General features: G+C 72.1%; 29 protein-coding genes and 1 riboswitch. Of the genes, 22 read left to right on the top strand and 7 right to left on the bottom strand.

Annotated features, from left to right (window positions below; all coding sequences use genetic code 11):
• The first annotated feature begins 4 nt into the window (after positions 1-4).
• Positions 5-190: a hypothetical protein gene (locus ACZ6N8_RS26790; protein ID WP_354825773.1), complete on the top strand. Its 186-nt coding sequence runs from the start codon at positions 5-7 to the stop codon at positions 188-190.
• 3 nt (positions 191-193) lie between these two features.
• Here the strand turns inward: ACZ6N8_RS26790 and ACZ6N8_RS26785 are convergent, their stop codons facing one another.
• On the bottom strand, positions 194-844 hold the full coding sequence (locus ACZ6N8_RS26785) for a hypothetical protein (RefSeq protein ID WP_364364901.1): 651 nt from the start codon (positions 842-844) through the stop codon (positions 194-196).
• Positions 845-976: 132 nt separating this feature from the next.
• On the opposite strand from ACZ6N8_RS26785, the gene ACZ6N8_RS26780 reads away from it, so the two are divergent.
• The gene (locus ACZ6N8_RS26780) at positions 977-1183 is read left to right on the top strand and encodes a hypothetical protein (RefSeq protein ID WP_358143303.1); all 207 of its coding nucleotides are present in this window, start codon (positions 977-979) and stop codon (positions 1181-1183) included.
• Here the strand turns inward: ACZ6N8_RS26780 and ACZ6N8_RS26775 are convergent.
• The 3 genes from ACZ6N8_RS26775 to ACZ6N8_RS26765 form a co-directional block, all read right to left on the bottom strand.
• Positions 1180-1656 carry a hypothetical protein gene (locus tag ACZ6N8_RS26775; RefSeq protein WP_364364906.1) on the bottom strand — a complete coding sequence of 159 codons (477 nt, stop codon included), beginning with the start codon at positions 1654-1656 and terminating at the stop codon, positions 1180-1182. The two genes, ACZ6N8_RS26780 and ACZ6N8_RS26775, sit on opposite strands and share 4 nt — an antisense overlap.
• On the bottom strand, positions 1653-1865 hold the full coding sequence (locus ACZ6N8_RS26770; protein WP_007460364.1) for a hypothetical protein: 213 nt from the start codon (positions 1863-1865) through the stop codon (positions 1653-1655). The genes ACZ6N8_RS26775 and ACZ6N8_RS26770 overlap by 4 nt, the downstream gene beginning before the upstream one ends.
• A 72-nt stretch (positions 1866-1937) precedes the next feature.
• Positions 1938-2819 (bottom strand): universal stress protein, encoded by an 882-nt coding sequence (locus ACZ6N8_RS26765; protein ID WP_466013250.1) that lies wholly within the window; start codon positions 2817-2819, stop codon positions 1938-1940.
• A gap of 113 nt (positions 2820-2932) precedes the next feature.
• Between ACZ6N8_RS26765 and ACZ6N8_RS26760 the strand changes: the two genes are divergently transcribed.
• From ACZ6N8_RS26760 to ACZ6N8_RS26690, 15 genes are all read left to right on the top strand, one after another.
• Complete coding sequence (locus ACZ6N8_RS26760; protein ID WP_466013248.1) at positions 2933-3679, top strand: SAM-dependent methyltransferase; 747 nt, start codon at positions 2933-2935, stop codon at positions 3677-3679.
• Positions 3680-3746: 67 nt separating this feature from the next.
• Positions 3747-4925 carry a PP2C family protein-serine/threonine phosphatase gene (locus ACZ6N8_RS26755; RefSeq protein WP_466013246.1) on the top strand — a complete coding sequence of 393 codons (1179 nt, stop codon included), beginning with the start codon at positions 3747-3749 and terminating at the stop codon, positions 4923-4925.
• A 56-nt stretch (positions 4926-4981) separates the two neighbouring features.
• On the top strand, positions 4982-5446 hold the full coding sequence (locus tag ACZ6N8_RS26750; RefSeq protein ID WP_466013245.1) for a MarR family winged helix-turn-helix transcriptional regulator: 465 nt from the start codon (positions 4982-4984) through the stop codon (positions 5444-5446).
• Positions 5447-5732: 286 nt separating this feature from the next.
• Positions 5733-6365: a CDP-alcohol phosphatidyltransferase family protein gene (locus tag ACZ6N8_RS26745; protein ID WP_364364921.1), complete on the top strand. Its 633-nt coding sequence runs from the start codon at positions 5733-5735 to the stop codon at positions 6363-6365.
• A complete protein-coding gene (locus tag ACZ6N8_RS26740; RefSeq protein WP_466013244.1) occupies positions 6362-7306 on the top strand; it encodes a DUF881 domain-containing protein in 945 nt (314 codons plus the stop codon). Before ACZ6N8_RS26745 ends, ACZ6N8_RS26740 begins: the two co-directional genes overlap by 4 nt.
• Positions 7303-7635 carry a small basic family protein gene (locus tag ACZ6N8_RS26735; RefSeq protein ID WP_007460356.1) on the top strand — a complete coding sequence of 111 codons (333 nt, stop codon included), beginning with the start codon at positions 7303-7305 and terminating at the stop codon, positions 7633-7635. The genes ACZ6N8_RS26740 and ACZ6N8_RS26735 overlap by 4 nt, the downstream gene beginning before the upstream one ends.
• Positions 7636-7646: 11 nt before the next feature.
• The gene (locus ACZ6N8_RS26730; RefSeq protein WP_466013243.1) at positions 7647-8642 is read left to right on the top strand and encodes a DUF881 domain-containing protein; all 996 of its coding nucleotides are present in this window, start codon (positions 7647-7649) and stop codon (positions 8640-8642) included.
• A gap of 59 nt (positions 8643-8701) precedes the next feature.
• Complete coding sequence (gene gcvH / locus ACZ6N8_RS26725) at positions 8702-9082, top strand: glycine cleavage system protein GcvH (RefSeq protein ID WP_139582086.1); 381 nt, start codon at positions 8702-8704, stop codon at positions 9080-9082.
• 214 nt (positions 9083-9296) lie between these two features.
• Positions 9297-9749 carry an oxoglutarate dehydrogenase inhibitor Odhl gene (gene odhI / locus ACZ6N8_RS26720; protein WP_007071101.1) on the top strand — a complete coding sequence of 151 codons (453 nt, stop codon included), beginning with the start codon at positions 9297-9299 and terminating at the stop codon, positions 9747-9749.
• Positions 9750-9799: 50 nt separating this feature from the next.
• Positions 9800-10498: a transcriptional regulator FtsR gene (gene ftsR, locus ACZ6N8_RS26715; protein ID WP_466013266.1), complete on the top strand. Its 699-nt coding sequence runs from the start codon at positions 9800-9802 to the stop codon at positions 10496-10498.
• A 184-nt stretch (positions 10499-10682) separates the two neighbouring features.
• Positions 10683-11147, top strand: coding sequence for a bifunctional nuclease family protein (locus tag ACZ6N8_RS26710; RefSeq protein ID WP_007460347.1), 465 nt, complete (start codon positions 10683-10685; stop codon positions 11145-11147).
• 191 nt (positions 11148-11338) lie between these two features.
• Positions 11339-11935 (top strand): MerR family transcriptional regulator, encoded by a 597-nt coding sequence (locus ACZ6N8_RS26705; protein ID WP_466013242.1) that lies wholly within the window; start codon positions 11339-11341, stop codon positions 11933-11935.
• A 355-nt stretch (positions 11936-12290) separates the two neighbouring features.
• On the top strand, positions 12291-12689 hold the full coding sequence (locus tag ACZ6N8_RS26700; protein ID WP_466013241.1) for a group I truncated hemoglobin: 399 nt from the start codon (positions 12291-12293) through the stop codon (positions 12687-12689).
• A gap of 2 nt (positions 12690-12691) precedes the next feature.
• Entirely contained in the window at positions 12692-13873 is a 1182-nt protein-coding gene (locus tag ACZ6N8_RS26695; protein WP_364364939.1) for a globin domain-containing protein, read from the top strand.
• Positions 13870-14571 (top strand): DivIVA domain-containing protein, encoded by a 702-nt coding sequence (locus ACZ6N8_RS26690; RefSeq protein WP_466013240.1) that lies wholly within the window; start codon positions 13870-13872, stop codon positions 14569-14571. The genes ACZ6N8_RS26695 and ACZ6N8_RS26690 overlap by 4 nt, the downstream gene beginning before the upstream one ends.
• Positions 14572-14639: 68 nt before the next feature.
• Here the strand turns inward: ACZ6N8_RS26690 and ACZ6N8_RS26685 are convergent, their stop codons facing one another.
• Positions 14640-15506, bottom strand: coding sequence for a helix-turn-helix domain-containing protein (locus tag ACZ6N8_RS26685; protein WP_466013239.1), 867 nt, complete (start codon positions 15504-15506; stop codon positions 14640-14642).
• 140 nt (positions 15507-15646) lie between these two features.
• Here ACZ6N8_RS26685 and ACZ6N8_RS26680 point away from each other — a divergent pair, with 140 nt between their 5' ends.
• Positions 15647-16330 (top strand): SDR family NAD(P)-dependent oxidoreductase, encoded by a 684-nt coding sequence (locus tag ACZ6N8_RS26680; protein ID WP_466013238.1) that lies wholly within the window; start codon positions 15647-15649, stop codon positions 16328-16330.
• 6 nt (positions 16331-16336) lie between these two features.
• On the opposite strand, the gene ACZ6N8_RS26675 is transcribed toward ACZ6N8_RS26680, so the two are convergent.
• On the bottom strand, positions 16337-16993 hold the full coding sequence (locus tag ACZ6N8_RS26675; protein ID WP_466013237.1) for an NAD(P)H-binding protein: 657 nt from the start codon (positions 16991-16993) through the stop codon (positions 16337-16339).
• Positions 16994-17101: 108 nt separating this feature from the next.
• On the opposite strand from ACZ6N8_RS26675, the gene ACZ6N8_RS26670 reads away from it, so the two are divergent.
• From ACZ6N8_RS26670 to gcvP, 3 genes are all read left to right on the top strand, one after another.
• Positions 17102-18169 (top strand): MerR family transcriptional regulator, encoded by a 1068-nt coding sequence (locus ACZ6N8_RS26670; RefSeq protein WP_466013236.1) that lies wholly within the window; start codon positions 17102-17104, stop codon positions 18167-18169.
• 40 nt (positions 18170-18209) lie between these two features.
• The gene (locus ACZ6N8_RS26665; protein WP_466013235.1) at positions 18210-19055 is read left to right on the top strand and encodes an NAD-dependent protein deacetylase; all 846 of its coding nucleotides are present in this window, start codon (positions 18210-18212) and stop codon (positions 19053-19055) included.
• 63 nt (positions 19056-19118) lie between these two features.
• Positions 19119-19217, top strand: a riboswitch (glycine riboswitch).
• 72 nt (positions 19218-19289) lie between these two features.
• A complete protein-coding gene (gene gcvP, locus ACZ6N8_RS26660; protein WP_466013234.1) occupies positions 19290-22112 on the top strand; it encodes an aminomethyl-transferring glycine dehydrogenase in 2823 nt (940 codons plus the stop codon).
• Positions 22113-22217: 105 nt separating this feature from the next.
• Here the strand turns inward: gcvP and ACZ6N8_RS26655 are convergent, their stop codons facing one another.
• On the bottom strand, positions 22218-22418 hold the full coding sequence (locus ACZ6N8_RS26655) for a DUF5999 family protein (protein ID WP_139582101.1): 201 nt from the start codon (positions 22416-22418) through the stop codon (positions 22218-22220).
• 123 nt (positions 22419-22541) lie between these two features.
• Between ACZ6N8_RS26655 and ACZ6N8_RS26650 the strand changes: the two genes are divergently transcribed.
• Positions 22542-23729 carry a chorismate-binding protein gene (locus ACZ6N8_RS26650; protein ID WP_466013233.1) on the top strand — a complete coding sequence of 396 codons (1188 nt, stop codon included), beginning with the start codon at positions 22542-22544 and terminating at the stop codon, positions 23727-23729.
• The last annotated feature ends 27 nt before the right edge of the window (positions 23730-23756 follow it).

Genomic DNA, 23756 nt, shown 5'->3' with positions numbered 1-23756 from the left:
GTACGTGAAGGACCGAGGGTTGCGTACGTTCGTCACGGTGCTGGCCGGCCTCGCGGTGATCTACTTCGGCAGCACCGGCCGCAGCCCCGAGGAGGGCGGCGGCATCTCCGGCGGGGTGGTGGTGCTGGCGCTGCTCGCCGCGCTGCTGGTGTGGCACCTGACCCGCCCGGGCGACAAGACGGTCAAGTGAGCCTCAGCGGGCCGCCACGCGGGTGACCTCGCCTGCGGACTCCTCGCCGAGCGCCACCCGCACCAGCGCCGAGGCCAGCCGGCCGAAGTCCGGCTCGTCGACCAGCCCGGCCAGTCCGCCCGGCGACCCCGGCAGGCCCAACCGCTTCGCCCCGGCCAGGGCCCGGCGGTCGGCGTACGGGCGCAGGTCGGGCCAGACCGTCTGCGCCTCGCGCAGGTAGATGTCGGCGCCGGTGGGGCCGATCCCGGGGAACTCGGTGAGCCGTCGGCGCAGCCCGGCCGGGTCACCCTGGGCCTCGCGGTGCAGCCGCCGCAGGTCGCCGTGCCAGCGGTCCAGGCACAGCCGGGCACCGGTGCCGAGCATCGTCGCCGTGCGCTCGTCGTAGCGGCGGTAGTGCCCGCGACCCAGCGCGTCGACCCGCTGCTGCCAGCTCGCCGCCTCCATCGCCTGCGGCGTGCGGTAGCCCGCGGCGAACAGCTCCCGCGCGGCGTCCACCGCCACGCACGCCCGGATCCGGGTGCTCAGCAGGGTGGCGAGCACCAGCAGCTGGTACAGCGGCCCGGGTCGGTCGGAGAGCCGGATACCGGCCTCCTCCGCGTAGGTGTCGCCACGGCGGTCCAGCAGGACCCGCACCACGTTCCGATCGTCGCCCACACCCGACTGGTACCCGCCCGGCCGGCGACTAGCCCTCCCGGCGGGGAGCGGGACCGGAATGCCGTCGGACCCGGCGGGTATGCCGCCGTCGAGGCGGTCGACGCCGCCCGCCGTACCCGGAGGGAGACACCAGTGGTCAACCCGCAGCAGGAGGAGTTCCGGCGTAACGCCAAGGGCGCCACCAGTCAGGACAGCAAGGGGCCCAAGCCGACCGGGCACCCGCTCAACAGTGGCTCGTCGCGCGGGGACGCCGGCCGGCCGGTGCCCAAGGGGCAGGTGTCGCCGTACGGCCCGGCCGGCGAGCCGGTGGCCGAGGACGACAGCGACACCCGGGCCTAACGACCTCGACCCGACGGCCGCCGCAACCTGTTCCAGGTGGCGGCGGCCGTCAGCCCGTACGCCAGGTGCGGAATGATGTCGGAGATCCAGTCCGAGCGCCGCCACGTCCGGGGATCGCTGATGCCCAGCGCCGTGATGGACCCGTCGGTCATGGTCATCACGCCGGCGCCGAGAAGTCCCGTGGCCACCGGCAGCGGCTGGCGCCGGCCACCGGCGTAGAGGGCGAACGCGACGCCCGCGGCGATGCCCAGCCCGTAGCCGATCAACGGGCCGAGGCCCGAGCGGCGGTTGGCCGCCCGGTCCCCGGACCCCAGGCTCACGTGCGCGATGCCGGCCAGTCGGTCGACCGTCTCGCCCGGGACGTCGCTCTCCGGGCGGGCCCGCAGCGCCACGTCGAGGTAGCTGACCACGTTCAGTGCGGTGCTGCCGACGGCGCCCGCGATGGCGCCGTCGGCCAGGTCCACCCGCCTCACTTCGGATCGCCCGGTTCGCGCTCGCTCTTGGGGCCGTACGTGCGCTCACCGCGCACCACGCCCCGCTGGCCGCGATCCTCCTGCAGGATCCGGTTGGCGACCTGGTTGGCCTTGCCGTCGGGTACCCGACGTCCGGAGTCGTCGATCGCGTTGCGCATCCGCGCCCGCTGCTTGTCGTACGCGTTGCTGCCCGGCCGTGGTCCTGGCATGTGCCGCCTCCTTGCCTCGCCGTTGGCGTACCGCGGCCGTCTACCCGTCTGGCGGCGGGCCAACCCCGGGGCTCAGCGAGGGCCACGCACCACGGCGACCGGGCACCGCGCGTGGTGCAGCACGGACTGGCTCACCGACCCCAGCAGCAACCCGCTGACCTCGCCGCGCCCCTGCCCGCCGACCACCACCAGTTGGGCGGTGCCTGAGGCCTCGGCGAGCACGGCGTCGGCGCGGCCGTGCACCGCATGCCCGGTCATCCGCAGGCCGGGGTGTCGCTCGGCCAGCCCGTCCAGGGAGTCGGCCAGTTCGCGTTCCCGCTCGTCGTGCAGCCGTGTCTCGTCGTACACCAGGGGTTGCATGTCGCCGGGGCCGCTGCTGCCCGGATGCCGGTAGGCGCGTACGGCCCGCAGCGCGACTCCGCGCGCCTCGGCGGTCTCGGCGGCGAACTCGGCGGCGAGGCGGGACGCCGCCGAGCCGTCGATCCCGACCACCACCGGCTCGTCGGGCCGTTGCTCGCCGCGGGCCACAAGCACCGGGCAGTCGGCGTACGCGGCGACCTGGACCGCCACCGAGCCGAGCACCAGCGCGGCGAAGCCGCCCAGCCCCCGGTCGCCCAGCACGATGAGGGCGGCGGTGGGGGATTCGCCGACCAGCACGGCCGACGCCTCGCCGTCGATGATCTCGCCGGAGACGGTGAGCCCGGGCGAGGTCGCCTCGGCCTCGGCCACGGCGGCCCTGACCAGTTCCGTGGCCTGGTGGCGCAGCCCGCCGCCGGGTGGGGCGCCCGGCGCGGGGGAGTCCGGCACCCGCAGCAGCGGCCAGATGAAGCCGTGCACCACGCGCAGCGGCCGACGCCTGCGCACGGCCTCGACGGCGGCGAGGCGCACGGCGCGCAGGGAGGGCTCCGAGCCGTCCACGCCGACCACCACCGCCGCGCTGTTCGCCGAGTTCACCTGCCACCTCCCGCCGGTTCCACTATCGCGCCCGACCCGGGCGCGGCGCAGCCATACCGCCGCGCGCCCGGGTCGGTACGCTGGCGACCACCTGACGAGAGGGAGCGTCGTCGATGGGCGAACCTGATCAGCCGAGCACCGCGCGCATGATCGACTACTGGCTCGGTGGGGCCGACCACTTCCCTGTGGACGTGGCCGCCGCGACCGCCTTCGAGCAGGCGTACGGACCGTGCGCGCCGGTCTTCCGGGAGCTGCGGGCGTTCCTCGGCCGGGCGGTGCGGGCGATCGCCGCGCAGGGCGTGGACGGTTTCCTCGTCTTCGGCGCGGGCGTGCCCACGATGGGGAACGTGCACGAGGTCGCCGCCGAGGCGACGGTGCTCTACACCGACGTCGACCCGGTCACCATCCGGCTCGGGCAGCGCATCCTCGCCGGCAGTGACCGGGCCGGCTACGGCTTCGGGGACGCCACCGACATCGGCACGATCGACCCTGCGCAGCTGCACCGGTTCGTCCCGGGGTGGGGGCGTCGGCCGGTCGGTGTGGTGTTCCTGGGGCTCGCCGCGTTCCTCGACGACGACACGGTGACCCGCACCTTCGACGAGTTGTACGAGGCCGCCGCGCCGGGCAGCCTGCTCGCCGTGGACTTCGACACCGAGGAGCTGGCCGCCCATCCGCAGGCGCTGGCGATGATGGGGCCGACGTTCCGGATGCGTCCGCCGGACGCGTTCGCGCCGCTGCTGGGTCGGTGGGCGCCGACGGAGGACGGGATCGTGCCGGTCGGCCGGTGGCGCCCGGACGGCGTACCGGCCGAGGTGCCCGACGCGTTCTACGGCGCGCTGGCGGTGCGCGGCGACGAGTGACCGCGGCGACGGGCTGTCCGGGGGCGTCCGTATGATGCTTGCCCTGTAGCAAGTTTCTGGAGGACGCATGGTGGACGGGGCGGATGCGGTGTCGCGCGCGTTGCGCGAGGCTCCGCCCGACCAGCTGGCGGAGGCGGCGGACCGCGCGGTCCGTTCGGCGCTGGGCGCCGTACGCACGGACGTGTTCGTGGCCGACTACCGGATCAGCGGGCTGTGGCCGGTGCTGGATCCGGATCTGCCGGCGGCCGGGTTCCTCGCCTGTCACACCGTGGCGCAGCGCTGTTTCAGCAGCCAGCAACCGGTGCACGACATCACCGACGAGGGGCCGTGCCGGCTGTACCTGCCCCTGACGGCGTGGGGGGAGCGGCTGGGCGTGCTGCTCATCGAGCTGCCCTCGGCGCCGGGTCCGGCCGTCACGGGCCGGGCCACCGAGATCGCCGGCGCCCTCGCCCTGGCGATGCGGGCGGCGGACCGGGTGACCGACCGCTACCGCCGGGCCCGCCGCCGTGAGCGGCTGAGCATGGCCGCCGAGATGCAGTGGGACCTGCTGCCCGGGCGCAGCGTGTCGCACCACGCGTTCCACCTGGCCGGCCAACTGGAGCCGGCGTACACGGTGGGGGGTGACCACTTCGACTGGTCGCTCGACGGTGACCGGCTCACCCTGACGGTCCTCAACGGCGAGGGCAGCGGTCTGGCCGCGTCGATGCTGACAGCGGTCACGGTGAACGCGATGCGCAACGCACGCCGTTCCGGCGGTGGTCTGGTGGAGCAGGCGGAGCTGGCGTCGGACACCGTCTTCTACCAGCACCGGGGGCACCGGTACGTGGCCACGCTGCTGCTGGAGGTGGACACCCGCACCGGGCGGGTGCGGGTGGTCGACGCCGGTTCGCCGCACCTGCTGCGGCTGCGCGGGGCGGTGGTCGAACCGGTGAAAGTGGAGCAGCAGATGCCGCTGGGCATGTTCGCGGAGACCCGTTACGAGCTTCAGGAGTTCCAGCTCGAGCCGGGTGATCGCGTCTTCGTGGTCAGCGACGGGGTGTGGGCGGCCGAGCCGCCGGGGCAGGAGCCGTACGGGCAGCGGGCGATGGCGCGTTCCCTGCGCGCCACACGCTTGCAGCCGCCGACCGAGGCGGTTGGTACGGTGATGCGCGAACTGCATGCCTACCACGCGGATTCCGATCTGCGCGACGACGCGGTCGTGGTCTGCCTGGACTGGCACGGTCCGCGCGAGCGGAACGGCGGGTGAGGATCGCCGCCGCTCCGTCGGGTGGGCACCAGCGCGACGACGGCAGGGGACATCGGGTGGAGCGACCTGGGGATCTCGCCGCGGCGATCGCCGCGGCCGCCGAGACGATGGTCGCCGTGCTCGAGTCGGCGGCCGCGCGTCATCAGGTGCCGCCTACCCAGTTGCGGGTGCTGATGCTGATCAGCGGCCGGTCGGAGACGAACGTCAACCGCCTGGCCGAGCTGCTGGATGTGGGGCCGTCCTCGGCAAGTCGGCTCTGTGACCGTCTGGAGGCGACGGGTCTGCTCCGTCGGGTCGCTGACCCGCGGGACCGGCGCGAGGTGCGCCTGGTGCTGACGGCGGCGGCGCAGACCCTCCTGGGGGAGCTGGCCGAGCGGCGGCAACGGGCGGTGCAGGTGGTCCTGGACCGGATGCCACCCCGTACCCAGCACGACGTCCTGGCGGCGTTGCTGGCGTTCGGTCGTGCGGCGACCCAGACGGTGCCGGAGCAACAGTCGGACCCGGCGGTCCAGACGGCCTGACGGGCCGGCCCCTTCCACTAGTATCCTAGGACGCTCTACGCGTGGTGATCCACGCCACAATGGGACAAGGTCGCGCCAACGGCCAAGCGGCGGGGCCGGGCAGGTCAGCGGGAGCCCGATATAGTGGCAGCGCACTGAGCCGGCCCGTGATCATCGAGATCGCGGGCCGCGTCAGGGGAAAGGCCCCGTCCGGGGCCGCAGGGGGAGCCGGCGGTGGCCGGCCCGACAGCGCGTACGACCTCGGCGCCCGCCCGGGTGGATCGGAGCGTGCCGCGAAGGAGGTTCGGTGTCGCCTCGGCCGGCTCGGGCAGAGCATCCGCGAGACACCGGCGAGCAGACTCCCGGCGACCAGGTGCTCACCCTGCCCAATCTGATCAGCTTCGGGCGGCTGCTGGGCGTACCTCTCTTCCTCTACCTGTTCCTGGTGTCCCGCGCGGACGTGGCGGCGGTGGTCGTCCTGGCCGTCGGCGGCACCACGGACTGGGTCGACGGCTGGATCGCCCGCCGGCTGCGTCAGGTGAGCCGCCTCGGGGAACTGCTCGACCCTCTCGCCGACCGGCTCTACATCCTCGCCACGCTCGTCGCGTTCACCGCCCGGGAGGTGGTGCCGTGGCAGTTCACCGCGGCGCTGCTGGCCCGGGAGCTGCTGCTGCTCGGCTCGCTGGGGGTGCTGCGCCGATACGGCTACGGCCCGCCGCCCGTGCACTACGTCGGCAAGACCGCCACGTTCCTGCTGCTCGCGGCGTTCCCGGTGCTGCTGTTGGCCACCGAGTGGAGCGCGGGGGCGACGGCGACGGCCGCAATCGGCTGGGGGCTGGCCTGGTGGGGTCTGGTGCTCTACTGGGTGGCCGGCGGCATGTACGTGGTGCAGGCGTACCGGCTGGTGCGCGCGGCGCGCGGCCCGGGAGCGGCGGCATGAGCGCGCCGCGGCCCGGGGGCGGTCGGCAGGACCGGGTGTACGCGCCGGACTTCCTCACCGAGTTGTTCCGCAACCCGCTGGATCCCGGGTACGCCGACGCGGCGGCCGCCCGTCGTGGAGCGGCGTCGCCGCCGCCGGCCCGGGGTTGGCGGGCCTGGTCGACGCGCTCGGTCAGCCTGGTCGTGGTGGTGATGCTGGGTTTCCTGTTCGCGGTGGCGTACCGGCAGACGATGGCGGACGAGCCGGGGCGTAGCCAGGCCCGCTCCGGTCTGGTGGCGCAGATCAAGGAGCGGGAGAGTCAGACCGACCGGTTGTCCACGCGGGCGGACGAGCTGCGCGAGGAGGTCAGCCGGCAGCGGGACGCGGCGTTGAGTGGGACGGCGGCGGCTCGGCTGCGGGACCTGGAGGCGGGCACCGGGCTGGGTCGGGTGCGCGGTGACGGTGTGGTGGTGCGTCTGGCGGACGCGCCGGACAAGGCGGACGCGGTCACCGGTGCCGGTGCCGGGCCGCCGCGGGTGCTGTACAGCGACCTGCAGGGGGTGGCTAACGCGTTGTGGAGTGCCGGCGCGGAGGCGATCGCCATCAACGGGCAGCGGTTGACGGCGACGTCGACGATCCGGTCGGCGGGTGAGGCGATGCTTGTGGACTTCCGGCCGGTGACGGGGCCGTACGAGGTGTCGGCGATCGGCCCGTCGTCGATGCGGCGCAAGTTCGACGACAGTCGTAACGCGGCGCTGATGCGGGAGGTGGCGCAGAAGACGGGCCTGTCGTTCGGGGTGCGCAAGGCGGATGACCTCACCCTGCCGGCGGCACCGGAGCCGCAGCTACGCTACGCCAAGCCGTCGGTCAGTCCGAGCCCTTCCATGTCGGGTGACCGGTCCGGCAGTCCCGGGTCGTCCGGTTCGCCGGCGACCGTCAGCCCCTCCGGAGGTGGTCGATGATCGCGGTGCTGGCGTTGCTCGCCGGTGTGGTGCTCGGTGTGTGGCTTGATCCCACAGTGCCGGCGGCGTTGCAGCCGTACCTGCCGATCGCGGTGGTGGCCGCGTTGGACGCGGTGTTCGGTGGGGTTCGGGCCAAGCTGGACCGGATCTTCGATGACAAGCAGTTCGTTGTGTCGTTCATCTCGAACGTGCTGGTGGCCGGTCTGATCGTTTATCTGGGTGATCAGTTGGGTGTGGGCGGGCAGTTGTCCACCGGTGTGGTGGTCGTGCTCGGTGTGCGTATCTTCGGCAACGTGGCGGCGATCCGTCGGCACCTGTTCCGGGCGTAGGTTTGGATGCGATGAGCGACGAGCAGACCGAGACGGGGACGGGCTGGCCGCAGCCGGCGGGGCCGGTGCGTCCGGGTGGCCCGGCGGGTGAGCCGGATCCACGGCCGGATGCGCCGGATCCGGACGAGTTGAGTCCGTTGGCTCCGCAGGAGCCGGTGCCGTCGGTGGACGAGCCGGGGGTGGCCCCTGTCGATGACGGTGCGACGGTGGACCTGGGCGGGGTGTCGCGGTCGGCCGGGCCGGCCCCTTCGGACGCGCCGCCGGTGCAGGACGCGCCGCCGGTCGTGGAGCCGGCGGCGCCGGCGGGTCGGTCCCGGTTGAGTACGGCCGGTGTGATGATCGTGGCGTTGCTCGCGTTGCTGGGTTTCACGCTCGTGGTGCAGTTGAAGACGACGTCGACCGATCCGACGTTGGGGGCGACGCGTCAGGAGGACCTGGTGCGGATCCTGTCGGACCTGGACGCGCGGGAGAGTCGCCTGCAGCAGGACATCCGGGCGTTGGAGGACAGTCAGCGGCAGTTGGCCTCGGGTGAGCAGGGTCGTCAGGCGGCGTTGGACGAGGCGACGCGGCGGGCGGACGAGCTGGGCATCCTGGCGGGGACGCTGCCGGCCGTGGGGCCCGGGTTGACCGTGCAGTTCACCAGTGGTGGTAAGCGGATCTCGGCGGACCAGGTGCTGGACGCGGTGCAGGAGCTGCGCGGTGCGGGCGCGGAGGCGATGCAGATCTCCGGTGGTGACCGGGCGACGGTGCGGATCATCGCGTCGACGTTCTTCCTGGATGGGGAGAACGGGTCGCTTGTGGTGGAGGGGCGTCGGTTGGTGGGTCCGTTCACGATCACGGTGATCGGTGATCCGGCGACGATGCGTACGGCGTTGAACATTCCTGGTGGGGTGGTGGCGTCGGTCCGGGGTGACGGCGGTAACGTGACGTTTGGGGAGCGTGAGGTTGCCGAGGTTTCGGCGCTGCACGCGCCGATCAAGTTGGAACACGCCCGTCCGGTCTCCTGACCGGCGCGGCCGCGCCGGGCCCGGGTGGTCCGGGGCACGATGGATGAAGGACGCGTCTGGTGATTCCCGAGGATCTGCGATACACCGCCGAGCATGAGTGGGTGGCGGGTGACGGCACCGGTTCGGTTCGGGTCGGCATCACGCACTTCGCGCAGGACGCGTTGGGCGACATCGTGTACGTGCAGTTGCCCGAGGCGGGTGCGGTGGTCGCGGCTGGTGACTCGTTGGGTGAGATCGAGTCGACCAAGAGCGTGTCGGAGATCTACGCGCCTGTTGCCGGTACGGTGGCGGCGCGTAATGAGGCGTTGGGTGACACGCCGGAGCTGATCAACACGGATCCGTACGGTGCGGGTTGGTTGGTGGAGATCACTCCGAACGATCCGACGGCGACGGACGGGTTGCTGACGGCGGCTGCGTACCAGAAGATCACCGAAGGCTGAGTGTGCTTGATCCGGTGCGTGTGATGTCTGCGCGCGTCCGGTTGCCCTGCATTTCGGCGCTGGCTAGGCTCGCCCAGTCGACCGAGAACCCAATAGTTGAGCGTTGCGGAATTGCCTTCCCGGGCACGGGGAGCCAGCCGCCGGGTGTGCATGTGCCCGGCGGCCAGACCCGCCATTACCCGACGCCGACCGAACAGATCCGTGAGGTGGTCCCATGACGCGCCCAGACGACGAGTTCCCCCCGCTCGACGTCACTTCGACGCTCAATCTCGGTTCGCTCGACGAAGTGCTGGAGGGGCCGGACACCGATGTGGTGCCGAGCCGGATGTCCGGTTCGTTGCCGCCGGGTATGGCGCTGCTGGTGGTTCGTCGCGGCCCGAATGCGGGTGCCCGGTTCCTGTTGGACCACGATGTGACGACGAGTGGCCGGCATCCGGACAGTGACATCTTCCTCGACGATGTGACGGTGTCGCGTCGGCACGCGGAGTTCCACCGTGATGGTGGGACGTTCACGGTGCGGGACGTGGGCAGCCTGAACGGCACGTACGTGAATCGTGAGCGGGTCGAGGCGGCCACGTTGAGCAATGGTGACGAGGTCCAGATCGGTAAGTTCCGGGTGGTGTTCATCGCCGGTCCGCGCCCGGAGGAGGAGGCCGGCCGGGGGTGAACGAGCCTGCGGCCTCCACGCCACCCGGGGCGGCCCGGTCCCAGCCGCTGATGAGCATCGGTGAGGTGCTGGGTCAGTTGCGGGTGGATTTCCCGGACACGACGATTTCGAAGTTGCGGTTCCTTGAGGCCGAGGGTCTGGTGGAGCCGCAGCGGACGGCGGCGGGTTACCGGAAGTACAGCTGGGACGACGTGGCGCGGTTGCGGTTTGTGCTGTCCGCGCAGCGCGACAGCTATCTGCCGTTGCGGGTGATCCGTGAGCAGTTGGCGGAGTGGGATTCGTCCGGTGAGCAGCCGGGGCGTACGCGGCCGGCGTTGGTCGCGGTGGGTCCCGATGGTGAGGTGCCGGGTCGTGAGTCGCCGGAGCCGGCCGAGTCGCAGGTGCGGCTCGGCCGGGCGGATCTGGTGGCGCGCAGCGGGATCGACGAGTCGACGTTGGTGGAGCTGGAGCGGCTCGGCGTGCTGGTGCCGGATCCGCCGGGGTGGTACGACGCGGATGCGTTGATCATCGCGTCGGCGGTTGCGGGGTTGGCGGCGTACGGGTTGGAGCCGCGGCATCTGCGGGGTTATCGGACGGCGGCGGACCGGGAGGTCGGTTTGTTCGCGCAGTTGGTGGCGCCGTTGGTGCGGCAGAGTGACCCGGCCGCGCGGGCGCGGGCTGCGGAGACGGCGCGGGAGTTGGCGGCGTTGTCGGAGCAGTTGCACGCGGCGTTGGTGCGGGTGGGTCTGCGGTCGACGTTGGGTCGGTGACGGGGGCCTCGGTGGGCGGCGGCGGAGCGGAAAGATCTCTTTCCGGAAGCGTGCCGTAGGCTTGCCGGGGTAACCCCTTCCTGCGCGGGCGTGGTGCTGTAGCGCATGGGACGACCGTGTCGCGGTCCGTGTACGGTGCAGGGAAGGGCGCGGTGCGTAGGTTGACGACGACACGGAGGCGGCGGTGCGCGAGCTGAGCGTGGTCGGAGTTCGGGTGGAGCTGCCCAGCAACCAGCCGATCGTCCTGCTCAGGGAGGTCGAGGGCGACCGCTATCTGCCGATCTGGATCGGCGCGGTCGAGGCCACGGCTATCGCCTATGAGCAGCAGGGGGTCAAGCCTGCCCGGCCGTTGACGCATGATCTTTTGCGTGACGTGTTGGCGGCGTTGCAGGCGCCGTTGCAGGCGGTGGAGATCACCGAGCTCAAGGAGAATGTCTTCTACGCGGATCTGTTGATCGGCGATGGGGTGCGGGTGTCGGCGCGTCCGAGCGATTCGATCGCGTTGGCGTTGCGTGTCGGGGCGCCGATTCGTTGTGCGGAGCAGGTCCTCAGCGAGGCGGGGATCGTGATCCCGGACGAGCAGGAGGACGAGGTGGAGAAGTTCCGCGAGTTCCTGGAGCAGGTGCGTCCGGAGGACTTCGCGGGCTAACCGGTTCTGCTCGCGTGTCGGTGCCACGGCGGGTGACGCCGGCGCGTGGTTGGTGATCTTTCTCGGTGGCTGCGCGGCGTGTCGCGTCGGTTCCTCCGCGGTAACCCCTGAGGGTGGCGATAGGGTTGCCGTGTCGAGGGGTGCGCGTCCCGGAAACGACGCGTCGCCGCACAGACGGGGAGGTTGTCCGGATGCACGAGCCGCAGGATCCTGATCCGGGTACACAGTTGGGCGGGCCGGGTGCCTCGTCGCCGGCTTCGGCGGTTGAGGGTGACGGTTCGGTGGGCTACCGGGGTGTGACGGCGTGCCACGCGGTGGGCATCAGTTACCGGCAGCTGGATTACTGGGCGCGTACGACCCTTGTGGTGCCGAGCGTGCGGGACGCGTCGGGTTCGGGGACGCAGCGGTTGTACTCGTTCCGGGACCTGGTGGTGTTGAAGGTCGTGAAGCGGTTGTTGGACGCGGGGGTGTCCCTGCAGAACATCCGTAAGGCGATCGAGGCGCTGCGGTCGCGTGGTGTGGAGGATCTGGCCGGCATCACGCTGATCTCCGACGGGACGACTGTGTACGAGTGCCGGTCCCCGGAGGAGGTGGTCGACCTGTTGCAGGGTGGCCAGGGTGTCTTCGGTATCGCGATCGGTGGGGCTTTCAAGGAGATCCAGGGGTCGTTGTCGCATCTGCCGGCGGAGCCGGCGGCGAGTGGTCCGGCGGAGCCCGTGGTGGCGCCGGAGTCGGATCCGGTGGGTGACGAGTTGGCGGCGCGGCGGGCGCGGCGGCGGGCGGGCTGATCGCCGGTTCCGGGTTGTGGACTCGCCCGGTTTTTGCGGTCCGCTTTTTGTGGCGCTGGTTGGTGACTGTCGGTCAGCGTGGCCGACGTGGCGCGATTCCCCGGGGTGGTGTGTCCTGTGTGGATGACTCTGGGTGCCGTGTTGGTGGCCGACTGTGGATGCCGTGTCGGTTGCGGTGACGGTGTGTGCTGGCGTCCTGTCGGGAACCCGATAGGGGGGCGCTGACCCGAGGCCGTCGGCACGCTATGGTCCGTCACGGTCCCCGGTGTGTCGCCGTGGCACGACGGTGTCGCCCGGGTGGGCCGTTGCCCCTCCGCGCCGACGCCGCGCGCCCCTCACCTCGGAAGGAAAGACCGTGACGGTTACCGAAGAAACTGCTCCCGCTTCGCACTACGACCGCATCGGCGGTGCCAGTTCGGTCAAGGCGGCCGTCGATCTGTTCTACGGGCGGGTGCTCGCCGATCCGGAGTTGGCCGGTTACTTCACCACTGTGGACATGGTGGGTCAGCGGCGGCACCTGACGTTGATGTTGACGGTGGTGCTGGGTGGGCCCAACGAGTACGCCGGTCGTGGTTTGGCCGAGGCTCACCAGCCGCTGAACATTCCGGTGGAGCACTACGTGAAGGTGGGTGAGCACCTGACGGCGACGCTCACCGAGCTGGGTGTGCCGGCCGACATTCTGGCGCACGTGCAGACGGTGCTGGGTGAGGTGCAGGACCAGGTCGTGGCCTCCGGGAACCGTCCGGGCGTCTGAGCGTGGACGCGGCCCGACTCAAGCAGAGTTGGTCCCTGGTCGCCGAGCACGGTGATCAGGTGCCGCTCTATTTCTATTCGACGTTGTTCCTGGCCCATCCCGAGACGCGGCAGATGTTCCCCACGAACATGGCGGGGCAGCGGGACCGTCTCGTGACCGCGTTGGGGCACATCGTGTCCAACGTGGACCAGGTGGATCGGCTTGTGGGTTTCCTGCAGGACCTCGGCGCGGATCACCGCAAGTTCGCGGTGCGCGCCGAGCATTACCCGGCCGTCGGTGAGGCGTTGCTGGCGACGTTGCAGCATTTCCTGGCCGAGCAGTGGACCGACGAGTTGGCGCAGGACTGGGCGGCCGCGTACGGGCTGGTCGCGCAGGTGATGACTGAGGCCGCGCAGGCCGCCGAGGCGGTGAACCCGCCGTGGTGGGTGGCGGAGATCGTGGCGCACGAGCGGCGGGCGTTCGACGTGGCGGTGTTGACGGTGCGTCCGCAGTACCTGTTGCCGTTCACGGCCGGGCAGTCGATCGGTGTGTCGCATCCGTCGGTGCGGTCGTGGCGGTACTACTCGCCGGCGAATGCGCCGCGTTCGGACGGCACGTTGGAGTTGCATGTGCGGGCCGCGCCGGGTGGCGCGGTGTCCTCACGGTTGGTGTACGGGTCGTCGGTGGGGGACCGGATCCACCTGGCGGCGCCGGTGGGGGACCGGCTGGGGTTGTGGGCGGCGGGTTCGAGCGATCTGCTGCTGGTGGCCTCCGGTACGGGCTGGGCGCCGGTGAAGGCGTTGGTGGAGCAGGTCGCCGCGGAGGGTTCACGCCGCCGGGTGGATCTGTACGTGGGTGCGCGCTCGCGCAGCGAGTTCTACGACAGCGACGCGATCGACAAGCTGGCGTCGTCGTACCCGTGGTTGACGGTGACCTACGTGGTGGGCGCCGACGGGGCCCGGCCGGGGGAGTTCGTGCACGCGGTGGACCGGGCGCTCGCCGACGGTGACTGGCGGTCCCGGCATGTGTACGTGTGCGGCTCGGACGAGATGGTTTCGCACGCGGCGCAGGCGTTGGCTCGGGCGGGTTACCACCCGGGTCAGGTGCATCACGAGGGGTTGGGCAAGCAGTGGTACGGCCCGGCTTGGCGGACGGCGGTGGATCAGTCGACCGTCGGTGACACTTCCGGAGGTGGGCTCAGGTGAGCGCGACGCCGATCAGTCGGTACGACGGTGTGCAGGTGTCCGGTGGGGTGCAGGTCCGGATGACCGCGGACCGGGTGCGGCGGTGGGAGTTCGGTACGGCGCCGTTCGCGCGGCGCGGTTACGACAACGCCGACGTGGACCGGTTCCGGGTGCAGGTGGCCGACGAGTTGGATCTGCTGGCGACGCAGATCGCCACTCTGCGGGCGGAGAACGAGCGGCTCACCGACCGGGTGGAGTTGCACAGGCACGGGGTGATTCCGAGCGCGGGCAACGCCGCGGCGAAGGTGCCGGCGGCGAAGGAGGTGAATCTGCTCTCCGCGGCGCAGCGGGAGGCGGAGCAGATCATCGCGCAGGCGCACGACTACGCGCGGCGGGTCGCCGAGTACGCGCGGATGCAGTACGACAGTTACATGCGCGCCGCGGCGGAGGAGGCGAAGCAGGAGGCCGAGCGGGCGGTGGCTGATTACCGCAGTTCGGCGGGTGCGAGCTTCGACGACACGGTGGCGACCCGGGAGGCGTTGCGGATCTTCGGGGAGATGATGGTGTCGCACATGCAGGCGGCGGCGCGGCATCTCGACGACGGCAGTGAGCAGTTGGCGCGCACGATGGATCGGATCGCGAAGGAGACGCCCGGTGCGCCGTTCGCCACGGGTGCGGCGGCGGGGCAGGCGGCGTTGCCGCGGCACCACCAGCGGTGACTGTCGGGGTGGGGTCCGCCGTCGGGCGGGTCCCACCCCGCTTCCGGTCGGCGGGAGGGTCGGCCTGGTCACCGGCGGGGCGTGCGGGCGGCCTCCTGGTCCTTGGTGTCTGAGGTGGGCAGCGCGGCGGAGGCGAGCAGGGCCAGCTTGTCCGCGTCGCTGGAGCCGGCGTCCGGGTGGTAGACGATCAGCATGAGGTCGTCGGCGCCGTTGATCGTCAGTCGCTCCCGGTTGAGGGTCATCTCGCCGACCTGCGGGTGATCGAACCGAAGTGGGGTCCCGCGCTGTCCGCGCACCTCGTGCCGGGCCCAGAGCTGTCGGAACCGCGGGCTCGCCAGCGACAACTCGCCTGTCAGTTCGATGAAGCGGGGGTCGTCGACGTCGGTTCCCACGGCCTGGCGCAGGTTCGCCACGAAGCACTCCGTCACGTTCTCCCATTCCGGGTGCAGCGCCTGCTCGGCCGGGTCCAGGAAGAGGTCACGCATCTGGTTACGGCCGACGGCGAGGCCGGGTGAGAGGGCCGTGGCCAGGCGGTTCACGGCCAGGATGTCGAAGTAGCGGTCCTCGATGAAGGCGGGCTGCGCGAGGCTGTGCAGGAGCTTCAACGCTCCTGCCGGTGGTGTCTGCCTGCGCGGTCGGCGCCTGCGCCGCCGGGGGGCCTGGGCGACGAGGGTCAGCAGGTGGGCGAAGTGGTCGTCGTCGAGGTGCAGCACGCGGGCGATCGACTCGAGCACCTGGACCGAGGGGTTGCGGTCGCGGCCGCGTTCGAGCCGCAGGTAGTAGTCGGCGCTGATGCCGGCGAGCATGGCGACCTCCTCGCGCCGCAGCCCCGGCACGCGTCGCACACCGACGTCGGGGATGCCCGCCTGCTGCGCGGTCACCAGCTCGCGGCGGGCCCGCAGGTAGGCCCCGAGGGCGTTCGTCGACTCGCTCATGCAAGCGACGGTAGCTCTGCGCGCGCCGGTTCGAGGGGGTCCTGTCGCACCCCAGGCTGAACAGGGCTCTGGGTGGGCCGGTGTGCCGCTCCTACCGTTCACGACGGCCCGTGCGGGCCACGCGTTCCGAAGGGGGAGCCATGACCGTCACACTGATCACCGGAGCCAACAAGGGCATCGGGTACGAGACCGCCCGGCAGCTGCTGCGGCTGGGGCACCAGGTCTACGTCGGCGCGCGGGACGCCGAACGCGGCAGGAAGGCCGCCGCCGAGCTCGGGGCCCGGTTCGTCCAGCTCGACGTGACCGACGACGCCTCGGTCAGCGGCGCACTGGCGACGATCGACGTCGACGAGGGTCGTCTCGACGTCCTGGTGCACAACGCCGGGGTCCTGGAGACGGCGCTGGACGGTCCCGCTGCGCTGCGGTCCTTCGACACGAACGCGGTGGGCATCGTGCGGGTCACGGAGGCGGCGCTGCCATTGCTGCGCAGGTCCGCGAACCCCACGGTCGTCACCGTCTCCAGCAGCGCCGGATCGTTCTGGGCGGTGACCAACCCCGAGCGGCCGGAGTTCCATCTGCCGCTCGCGTTGTACGCGGCGTCGAAGGCGGCGGCCACCATGTTGACGGTGCAGTACGCCAAGTCGCAGCCGGGCATCAGGTTCAACGCCGTCGAGCCGGGCCCCACCGCCACCGACATGACCGCCGCCTTCGGCATCGGCCGGCCGGTCGAGGAGAGCGCCCGGGTCGTCGTCCGTCTGGCCACCCTCGACGCGACAGGTCCGACCGGCACCCTGCAGGACGAGGCAGGACAGCTGCCCTGGTGAGAAGGGTCAGCCGGCGGCGGCGCGTACGGCGTCGGCGATCGGCGTGGGCCCGTTGACGAGTTCCAGTGTCGCGCCGGCGGTGCGTGGCTCGTCGAGCAGCGCGGCGAGGACGTGGGCGACGTCGGCGCGGGTGACCGCACCACGCCCGGCGTGGCGGGTGAGGGTGACGAGCCCGGTGGGCGCGTCGTCGGTGAGCCGCCCGGGTCGCAGGACCGTCCAGTCCAGGTCGCGGGCGCGCAGGTCGTCCTCGGCGGCCCGTTTGGCGAGCAGGTACGCCGCCCACACCTCGTCGGTGCCCGCGGCCGGCGGGTCGTCCACACCCATCGAGGAGACCAGCAGGTAGCGGCGGACACCGGCGTGGGTGGCGGCGTCGGCGAGCAGCGCGGCGGCGCCCCGGTCGACGGTGTCCTTGCGGGCGGCGCCGCTGCCGGGGCCCGCGCCGGCGGCGAAGATCACCGCGTCGGCGTCGGCGAGGTGCGCGGCGAGGTCGGTGACGTCGCTGTGTTCCAGGTCGCAGACGACTGGTGTGGCGCCGGCGGCGCGCAGCGCGTCGGCCTGGGCGGGGTTGCGGATCAGTCCGACGGCGGTGTCACCGCGCTCGGCGAGGTGGCGTTCCAGCAGCAGGGCGATCTTGCCGTGGCCTCCGGCGATGACGGTGCGCATGCGTCCCAACCTACCGGTGGTCGGGGTCGCCGGCTTGACCTTGACCTTTGGGCAACCCCCACTCTGGGTCGTGCCGGTCGCCGTAACCGGCACGAGGAGGATGCCGACATGGGGTTGTTGACCATCGGGGCGTTCGCCCGGGCGGCGGGGCTGACGCCCAAGGCGTTGCGCCTGTACGACCAGGTGGGGGTGCTGCGGCCGGCCGCTGTCGATCCGGAGTCCGGATACCGGCTCTACGACCGGGAGCAGGTGCCGCTGGCCCGTCTGGTGGCGCGGCTGCGTCGCATCGGGATGCCGCTGGCGACGGTCCGCACCGTGTGCGCGCTGGAGCCCGCGGCGGCCGCGGAGGTGATCACCGCGTACTGGCGGCAGGTCACCGTCGACACCGCGGCCCGGGCGCGGGTCGCCGCCTTCCTCGTGGATCACCTGTCCCAAGGGGGTACCACCGTGTCTGGTTCGAATCACACTCTCGTGGTGCGCTGCGCCGCCGGCTGCGACGTCGGCGTGGTGCGCGACAGCAACGAGGACGCCGCGTACGCCGGTGAGCGGTTGCTCGCCGTCGCCGACGGTGTGCGAGGGCCTGGTGGCGCTGCCGCCAGCGCCGCCGCCATCGACGCGCTGCGGGCGTTGGAGCTGACCGACGTGCCGGCGGCCGAGCTGCTGGCGATGCTGGCCGGGGCGGTGACCGACGCCGACGCCACAGTGCGCGCCCTGGCTACCGACGAGCATCAGCCGGCCACCACGCTGACCGCGCTGCTGCGCAGCGGTTCGCAGTTGGCGCTCGTGCACATCGGTGACACCCGGGCGTACCTGCTGCGCGGCGGTGAGCTGTCGCTGCTCACCCAGGACCACACCTGGGTGCAGGCCCAGGTCGATCAGGGCAGGCTCGGCCGGGACGAGGCGCAGGCGCATCCGCGGCGCGCGGTGCTGGTACGCGCTCTGGGCGGCGGCCCGCGCGTCGAGGCGGATCTCGCGCTGCGCACGGCACTGCCCGGTGACCGGTACCTGCTGTGCTCCGACGGGTTGTCCGCGGTCGTCGACCGGGCCGCCCTCGCCGGGACGCTTGGCGCGGCGACCGACCCGGCGCGCACGGTGCGGGAGCTGATCGCCCTGGCGACGCAGGCGGGGGCGCCTGACAACATCGCCTGCGTCGTCGCCGACGTCGCCGCGGTGTAGCAGTTCGCCGCCGCCGGGCGCGTTGAGGCAGCATGAAAGGGTGACGGAGAGTCTGGACGCGTTGATCTCGCTGGTGGCCGGCGGTGGAGTGGTGGTGCTCAGCGGGGCTGGCCTGTCCACCGAGTCGGGCATCCCTGACTACCGGGGGCCCAGTGGAGTGGCCCGCCGCCACACCCCCATGACGTTCCAGGCGTTCACCCGTGATCCTCTCGCCCGGCGGCGGTACTGGGCGCGCAGCCACCTGGGGTGGCGGTTGATCGCCCGGGCGGCGCCGAACGACGGGCACCGGGCGGTGGCGCGGCTGCAACAGGCCGGCCTGGTCGACGCGGTGATCACCCAGAACGTCGACGGGTTGCACGGCGCGGCCGGCAGCGGGTCGGTCGTCGAGTTGCACGGCCGCCTGGACGAGGTGACCTGCCTGGACTGCGGCAACCTGACCTCCCGCGAGGAGGTGGACCGGCGGCTGCGCGAGGCCAACCCGGACTTCGTGGCCCGCGTCGCGGCGGTCAACCCGGACGGTGACGTTGATCTCCCCGATGAACAGGTGGCGGCGTTCCGGCCGGTGGACTGCGGGATCTGCGGCACCGGCATGCTGAAACCCGACGTGGTGTTCTTCGGTGAGACGGTGCCGCCGCCGCGGGTGGCGCGGTGCTTCGCACTGGTGGAGCAGGCCCGCACGGTGCTGGTGCTCGGCTCGTCGTTGACGGTGATGTCGGGCCGCCGGTTCGTGATTCACGCGGCGAAACGCGACATTCCGGTGGCGATCGTCAACCAGGGGCCGACCCGTGGTGACGGGTACGCCACGGTATGCGTCGACGCGCCGCTGGGGTCGCTGCTGCCGGCTCTGGCCGAGCGGGTCACCGGCGGCGCGCCCGCGCCCGTGTGACAGCCACCCGGGGGTAGGACATCTGCCGGAAACACCGGCGCTGGTAGCGTTGACCATGCCGGTAGCACCCACGTGGGAGAGACCGCCCGACAGCACCCGGGGCGGCGCCGAAGGGGCAAATCCTCCCCGGAACCTCTCAGGCAAAAGGACCTCGTGGGCAGGCACTGTGGAGCACCCTGTGCGGTGCGACAGAGGGGGAGGCCGACACGTCGACCTCGCCCGGGAGTGCCGCCAATGAGCGTAGAGCAGTTCGCCACCCGTCACATCGGTCCCGGACCGGACGACGAGCGCCGCATGCTGGAGGTCGTCGGGCACGACTCGATCGACGAGCTGATGGACGCCGCGATCCCCGAGGTGATCCGCTGGCACGGCACCCTGGACCTGCCCGATCCGGCCACCGAGGCCGAGGCGATCGCCGAGCTGCGGGCCCTGGCGGCCCGCAACACCGTCGCCGTCTCCATGATCGGCCTGGGCTACCACGGCACGCACACCCCGGCGGTGATCCGCCGCAACGTGCTGGAGGACCCGGCCTGGTACACGGCGTACACGCCGTACCAGCCGGAGATCAGCCAGGGCCGCCTGGAGGCGCTGCTGAACTTCCAGACCATGGTCACCGACCTGACCGGCCTGGCCACCGCGAACGCCTCGATGCTCGACGAGGGCACCGCCGCGGCCGAGGCCATGACCCTGGCGCGGCGGGCCTCCAAGAGCAAGAGCCTGGTGTACGTCGTCGACGCCGACGCACTGCCGCAGACCATCGCGGTGATCACCAGCCGGGCCGAGCCGCTCGGCATCGACGTGCGCGTCGTCGACGTCGAGCGTGACGAGCTGCCGGCGGAGTTCTTCGGCCTGCACCTGCAGTACCCGGGGGCGTCCGGGGCGGTCCGCGACCACGCGCGCCTGGTCGAGGCGGCGCACGCCGTCGGCGCGCTGGTCACCGTCGCGGCGGACCTGCTGGCGTTGACGCTGCTGCGCGCACCGGGGGAGATCGGCGCGGACATCGCCGCCGGCACCACCCAGCGCTTCGGCGTACCCATGGGCTTCGGTGGGCCGCACGCCGGTTACCTGGCGGTGCGTTCGGGCCTGGAGCGGATGCTGCCCGGGCGCCTGGTCGGGGTGTCCCGCGACGCGGACGGCAACCCGGCGTACCGGCTGGCGTTGCAGACCCGCGAGCAGCACATCCGGCGGGAGAAGGCGACGAGCAACATCTGCACCGCGCAGGTGCTGCTCGCCGTGATGGCCGGCATGTACGCCGTCTACCACGGTCCGGACGGGCTGCGCGACATCGCGGCGCGTACCCATGACATGGCGGCGCGGCTCGCGGCCGGGTTGCGCGCCGGTGGCGTGGACGTCGCGGACGTCGCGTTCTTCGACACCGTCACCGCCCACGTGCCGGGCCGGGCCGCCGAGGTGGTCGCGGCGGCCGCGCAGCGGGGCGTGAACCTGCGGCTGGTCGACGCCGACCGGGTCGGGATGTCCTGCGACGAGACGACCACCGACGCGCACCTGCGCGAGGTGTGGGAGGCGTTCGGCGTGGACGCGTTCGACGGTGACGTCGACGCGGCCCTGCCGGTCGACCTGGCCCGGGCCTCGGACTTCCTGACCCACCCGGTGTTCCGCAGCCACCACTCGGAGACGGCGATGCTGCGCTACCTGCGGCGGCTGTCGGACTTCGACTACGCCCTGGACCGGGGCATGATCCCGCTCGGGTCGTGCACGATGAAGCTCAACGCCACCACCGAGATGGAGCCGATCAGCTGGGCGGAGTTCGCACACATCCACCCGTTCGCGCCGGACGCCCAGACCGTCGGGTACCGGGAGATGATCGGTCAGCTGGAGTCGTGGCTGGCCGAGGTGACCGGCTACGACGCGGTGAGCGTGCAGCCCAACGCCGGGTCGCAGGGCGAGCTGGCCGGGCTGCTGGCCATCCACTCGTACCACGCGTCGCGGGGTGAGTCGCACCGCGACGTGTGCCTGATCCCGTCGTCGGCGCACGGCACCAACGCGGCGTCGGCGGTGATGGCCGGCATGCGGGTCGTCGTGGTGGCCTGCGACGACGACGGCAACGTCGACCTCGTCGACCTCGACGCGAAGATCGACAAGCACCGCGACGCGCTCGCTGCGATCATGGTGACGTACCCGTCGACGCACGGCGTGTACGAGACGGGCATCGCGTCGCTGTGCGCGAAGGTCCACGACGCCGGCGGGCAGGTGTACGTCGACGGGGCGAACCTCAACGCCCTGGTCGGGTTCGCCAAGCCCGGCAAGTTCGGCGCGGACGTGTCGCACCTGAACCTGCACAAGACGTTCTGCATCCCGCACGGCGGCGGTGGCCCCGGCGTCGGGCCGGTAGCGGTCCGCGCGCACCTGGCGCCGTTCCTGCCCGGTGACCCGCTGGGCGCGCACGCCGACGCCACCCCGGCGATCTCGGCGGCGAAGTACGGGTCGGCGGGCATCCTGCCGATCCCGTGGGCGTACCTGCGGATGATGGGCGCCCAGGGGCTGACCCGGGCGACAGGGGTGGCCGTGCTCGCGGCGAACTACGTGGCGGCGCGCCTGCGGGGGCACTTCCCGGTGCTGTACGCCGGCAACAAGGGCCTGGTGGCGCACGAGTGCATCCTCGACCTGCGGCAGTTGACGAAGGCGACCGGCGTGAGTGTCGACGACGTGGCCAAGCGGCTGATCGACTACGGCTTCCACGCGCCGACGATGTCGTTCCCGGTGGCGGGGACGCTGATGGTGGAGCCGACCGAGAGTGAGGACCTGGCCGAGCTGGACCGGTTCTGCGACGCGATGATCGCCATCCGGGCGGAGATCGACAAGGTGGGAGCCGGGGAGTGGCCGGCGGGGGACAACCCCCTGGCGAACGCGCCGCACACCGCGGCGATGGTCAGCGGTGACGAGTGGCCGCACCCGTACCCGCGGTCGGTGGGCGCGTACCCGGGCGGGACCGATCGGGCGGGGAAGTACTGGCCGCCGGTGCGGCGCATCGACGGCGCGTACGGCGACCGGAACCTGATCTGCTCGTGCCCGTCGCCGGAGGCGTTCGAGGACTGAGAAGCGGCGGGCGTGCCGGGGCGGGCGGGATGGGCCGCCCCGGCAGCCGCTGCGACCTGGACGAGCCCTGTCGACGGCGGCTAGACGGTGACGCTCAGTGGTGGATCAGGCCACGAGGGCGTGACGGGCGGGACCGCGGTGCGGGGCGATGCTGCTGCCGTCGGGCAGAAGCTCACCTGTGTCCTCGAAGACGATGACACCGTTGCAGAGCAGGCTCCAGCCCTGTTCAGGAAAGCAGGCGAGGACGCGGGCGGCTTCGCGGTCGGTCGCTGCGGCGGAGGGGCAGGTCGGTTGGTGCTGGCACATCGGGTTCTCCGGACTGTGGGGGCACTGTGTCATGGTTCACATGACCAGTGACGCACAGTACCAAGCGAAAGCGTCCAGCATCGAGCAGGTGTCGGCTTGGCGTACGGGAAATCCACTGAACGGATGAGGAAGGTCGGGCCATACGGCGTGGAAACGCTCCCACAGGTGTTGGTCGATGTCCCCGCGGCACCAGCCGGTTGCCGCGACTCGCTCGTCGAGTCGGCGCGCCTGCACTGGCGCCGCGCCGACGGCGGTGACCCCGCCGCGCTCGCCGAGGAGTTCCTCGCCGCGCACGGCCTGGACCTGCACGACCTGGCCCGACCCGCGCCGCACGGCGTACGCGTCTGCGGCGCCGCCCTGTACCTCTCCGCCGCCGCCGGGGCGCACCTGGCCGGCGCACCCACCACGACGCCCGAACCCGCGCCGACCCTGCCCGACCTCGCCGTCGTCGTCTACCACCACGGCCCCACCCGCAGGACCCCGGCCCCCGTGGCGACGCCCTGGTGGCTCGGCCCGTGGACCGAGAGCTGGACCCCCGGGCAGCACGCCGCCGCCGTCGACGCCGTCCGCGCCGCCATCGGCCGTGGCGACGTCTACCAGAGCAACCTCGTCGGGCACGCCACCGCCCGCTACACCGGCGACCCGCTGCCCGCCCTGCGCCGCCTCGGCGCGCTGCCCGGCGCCCGCTACGGCGGCGTGCTCACCGGCGACGACTGGGCCATCGGCTGCGCCTCCCCGGAAACCCTCATCGAGGTCCGCGACGGCACCCTGACCACCCGCCCCATCAAGGGCACCCGCCCCGCCACCGCCGCCGGCCGCGCCGAACTGCTCGCCAGCGCCAAGGAACGCGCCGAACACATCATGATCGTCGACCTGGAACGCAACGACCTGGCCCGCATCGCCCGCACCGGCACCGTCACCGTCGACGAGCTGTTCGCCGTACGCCGCTGGTGCGACCTGTGGCAGGCCGAATCGACGGTCAGCGCCGCCGTCGCCGACGGCCTCGGCCTGGCCGACCTGCTGCGCGCCACCTGCCCCGGCGGATCCGTGACCGGCGCGCCGAAACTCGCCGCGCTGCGCCAGATCGCCGCCCTCGAACCCGTCGGCCGCGGCGCCAGCATGGGCGCGCTCGGCTGGGTCGCCCCCGACCACGTGGACCTCGGCCTGACCATCCGCACCGCCGCCGCCGACGGCGAGAAACTGCACACCTGGGCAGGCGGCGGCATCACCTGGGACAGCGACGCGCACGCCGAGGTCGCCGAAGCCGCCGCGAAAACCGCCCCCGTCCGCGCCACCCTGGCCGGACGCTGACCCCCGCGCCCCCGGCGATACGCTGAC

It is taken from the genome of Micromonospora sp. NPDC047521 (genome assembly GCF_055587305.1).
The sequence above is the reverse complement of the archived record's forward strand: the minus strand, read 5'-3'. Positions and strand labels throughout refer to the sequence as shown.

Bases quoted from the DNA above. Each gene is read 5' to 3' on its own strand.
- ACZ6N8_RS26770 (WP_007460364.1), bottom strand. From the start codon at position 1,865: ATGCCAGGACCACGGCCGGGCAGCAACGCGTACGACAAGCAGCGGGCG.
- ACZ6N8_RS26760 (WP_466013248.1), top strand. From the start codon at position 2,933: ATGGGCGAACCTGATCAGCCGAGCACCGCGCGCATGATCGACTACTGG.
- ACZ6N8_RS26755 (WP_466013246.1), top strand. From the start codon at position 3,747: ATGGTGGACGGGGCGGATGCGGTGTCGCGCGCGTTGCGCGAGGCTCCG.
- ACZ6N8_RS26740 (WP_466013244.1), top strand. From the start codon at position 6,362: ATGAGCGCGCCGCGGCCCGGGGGCGGTCGGCAGGACCGGGTGTACGCG.
- ACZ6N8_RS26735 (WP_007460356.1), top strand. From the start codon at position 7,303: ATGATCGCGGTGCTGGCGTTGCTCGCCGGTGTGGTGCTCGGTGTGTGG.
- ACZ6N8_RS26730 (WP_466013243.1), top strand. From the start codon at position 7,647: ATGAGCGACGAGCAGACCGAGACGGGGACGGGCTGGCCGCAGCCGGCG.
- odhI (WP_007071101.1), top strand. From the start codon at position 9,297: ATGACGCGCCCAGACGACGAGTTCCCCCCGCTCGACGTCACTTCGACG.
- ftsR (WP_466013266.1), top strand. From the start codon at position 9,800: ATGAGCATCGGTGAGGTGCTGGGTCAGTTGCGGGTGGATTTCCCGGAC.
- ACZ6N8_RS26705 (WP_466013242.1), top strand. From the start codon at position 11,339: ATGCACGAGCCGCAGGATCCTGATCCGGGTACACAGTTGGGCGGGCCG.
- ACZ6N8_RS26685 (WP_466013239.1), bottom strand. From the start codon at position 15,506: ATGAGCGAGTCGACGAACGCCCTCGGGGCCTACCTGCGGGCCCGCCGC.
- ACZ6N8_RS26680 (WP_466013238.1), top strand. From the start codon at position 15,647: ATGACCGTCACACTGATCACCGGAGCCAACAAGGGCATCGGGTACGAG.
- ACZ6N8_RS26675 (WP_466013237.1), bottom strand. From the start codon at position 16,993: ATGCGCACCGTCATCGCCGGAGGCCACGGCAAGATCGCCCTGCTGCTG.
- ACZ6N8_RS26670 (WP_466013236.1), top strand. From the start codon at position 17,102: ATGGGGTTGTTGACCATCGGGGCGTTCGCCCGGGCGGCGGGGCTGACG.
- gcvP (WP_466013234.1), top strand. From the start codon at position 19,290: ATGAGCGTAGAGCAGTTCGCCACCCGTCACATCGGTCCCGGACCGGAC.
- ACZ6N8_RS26655 (WP_139582101.1), bottom strand. From the start codon at position 22,418: ATGTGCCAGCACCAACCGACCTGCCCCTCCGCCGCAGCGACCGACCGC.
- ACZ6N8_RS26650 (WP_466013233.1), top strand. From the start codon at position 22,542: ATGAGGAAGGTCGGGCCATACGGCGTGGAAACGCTCCCACAGGTGTTG.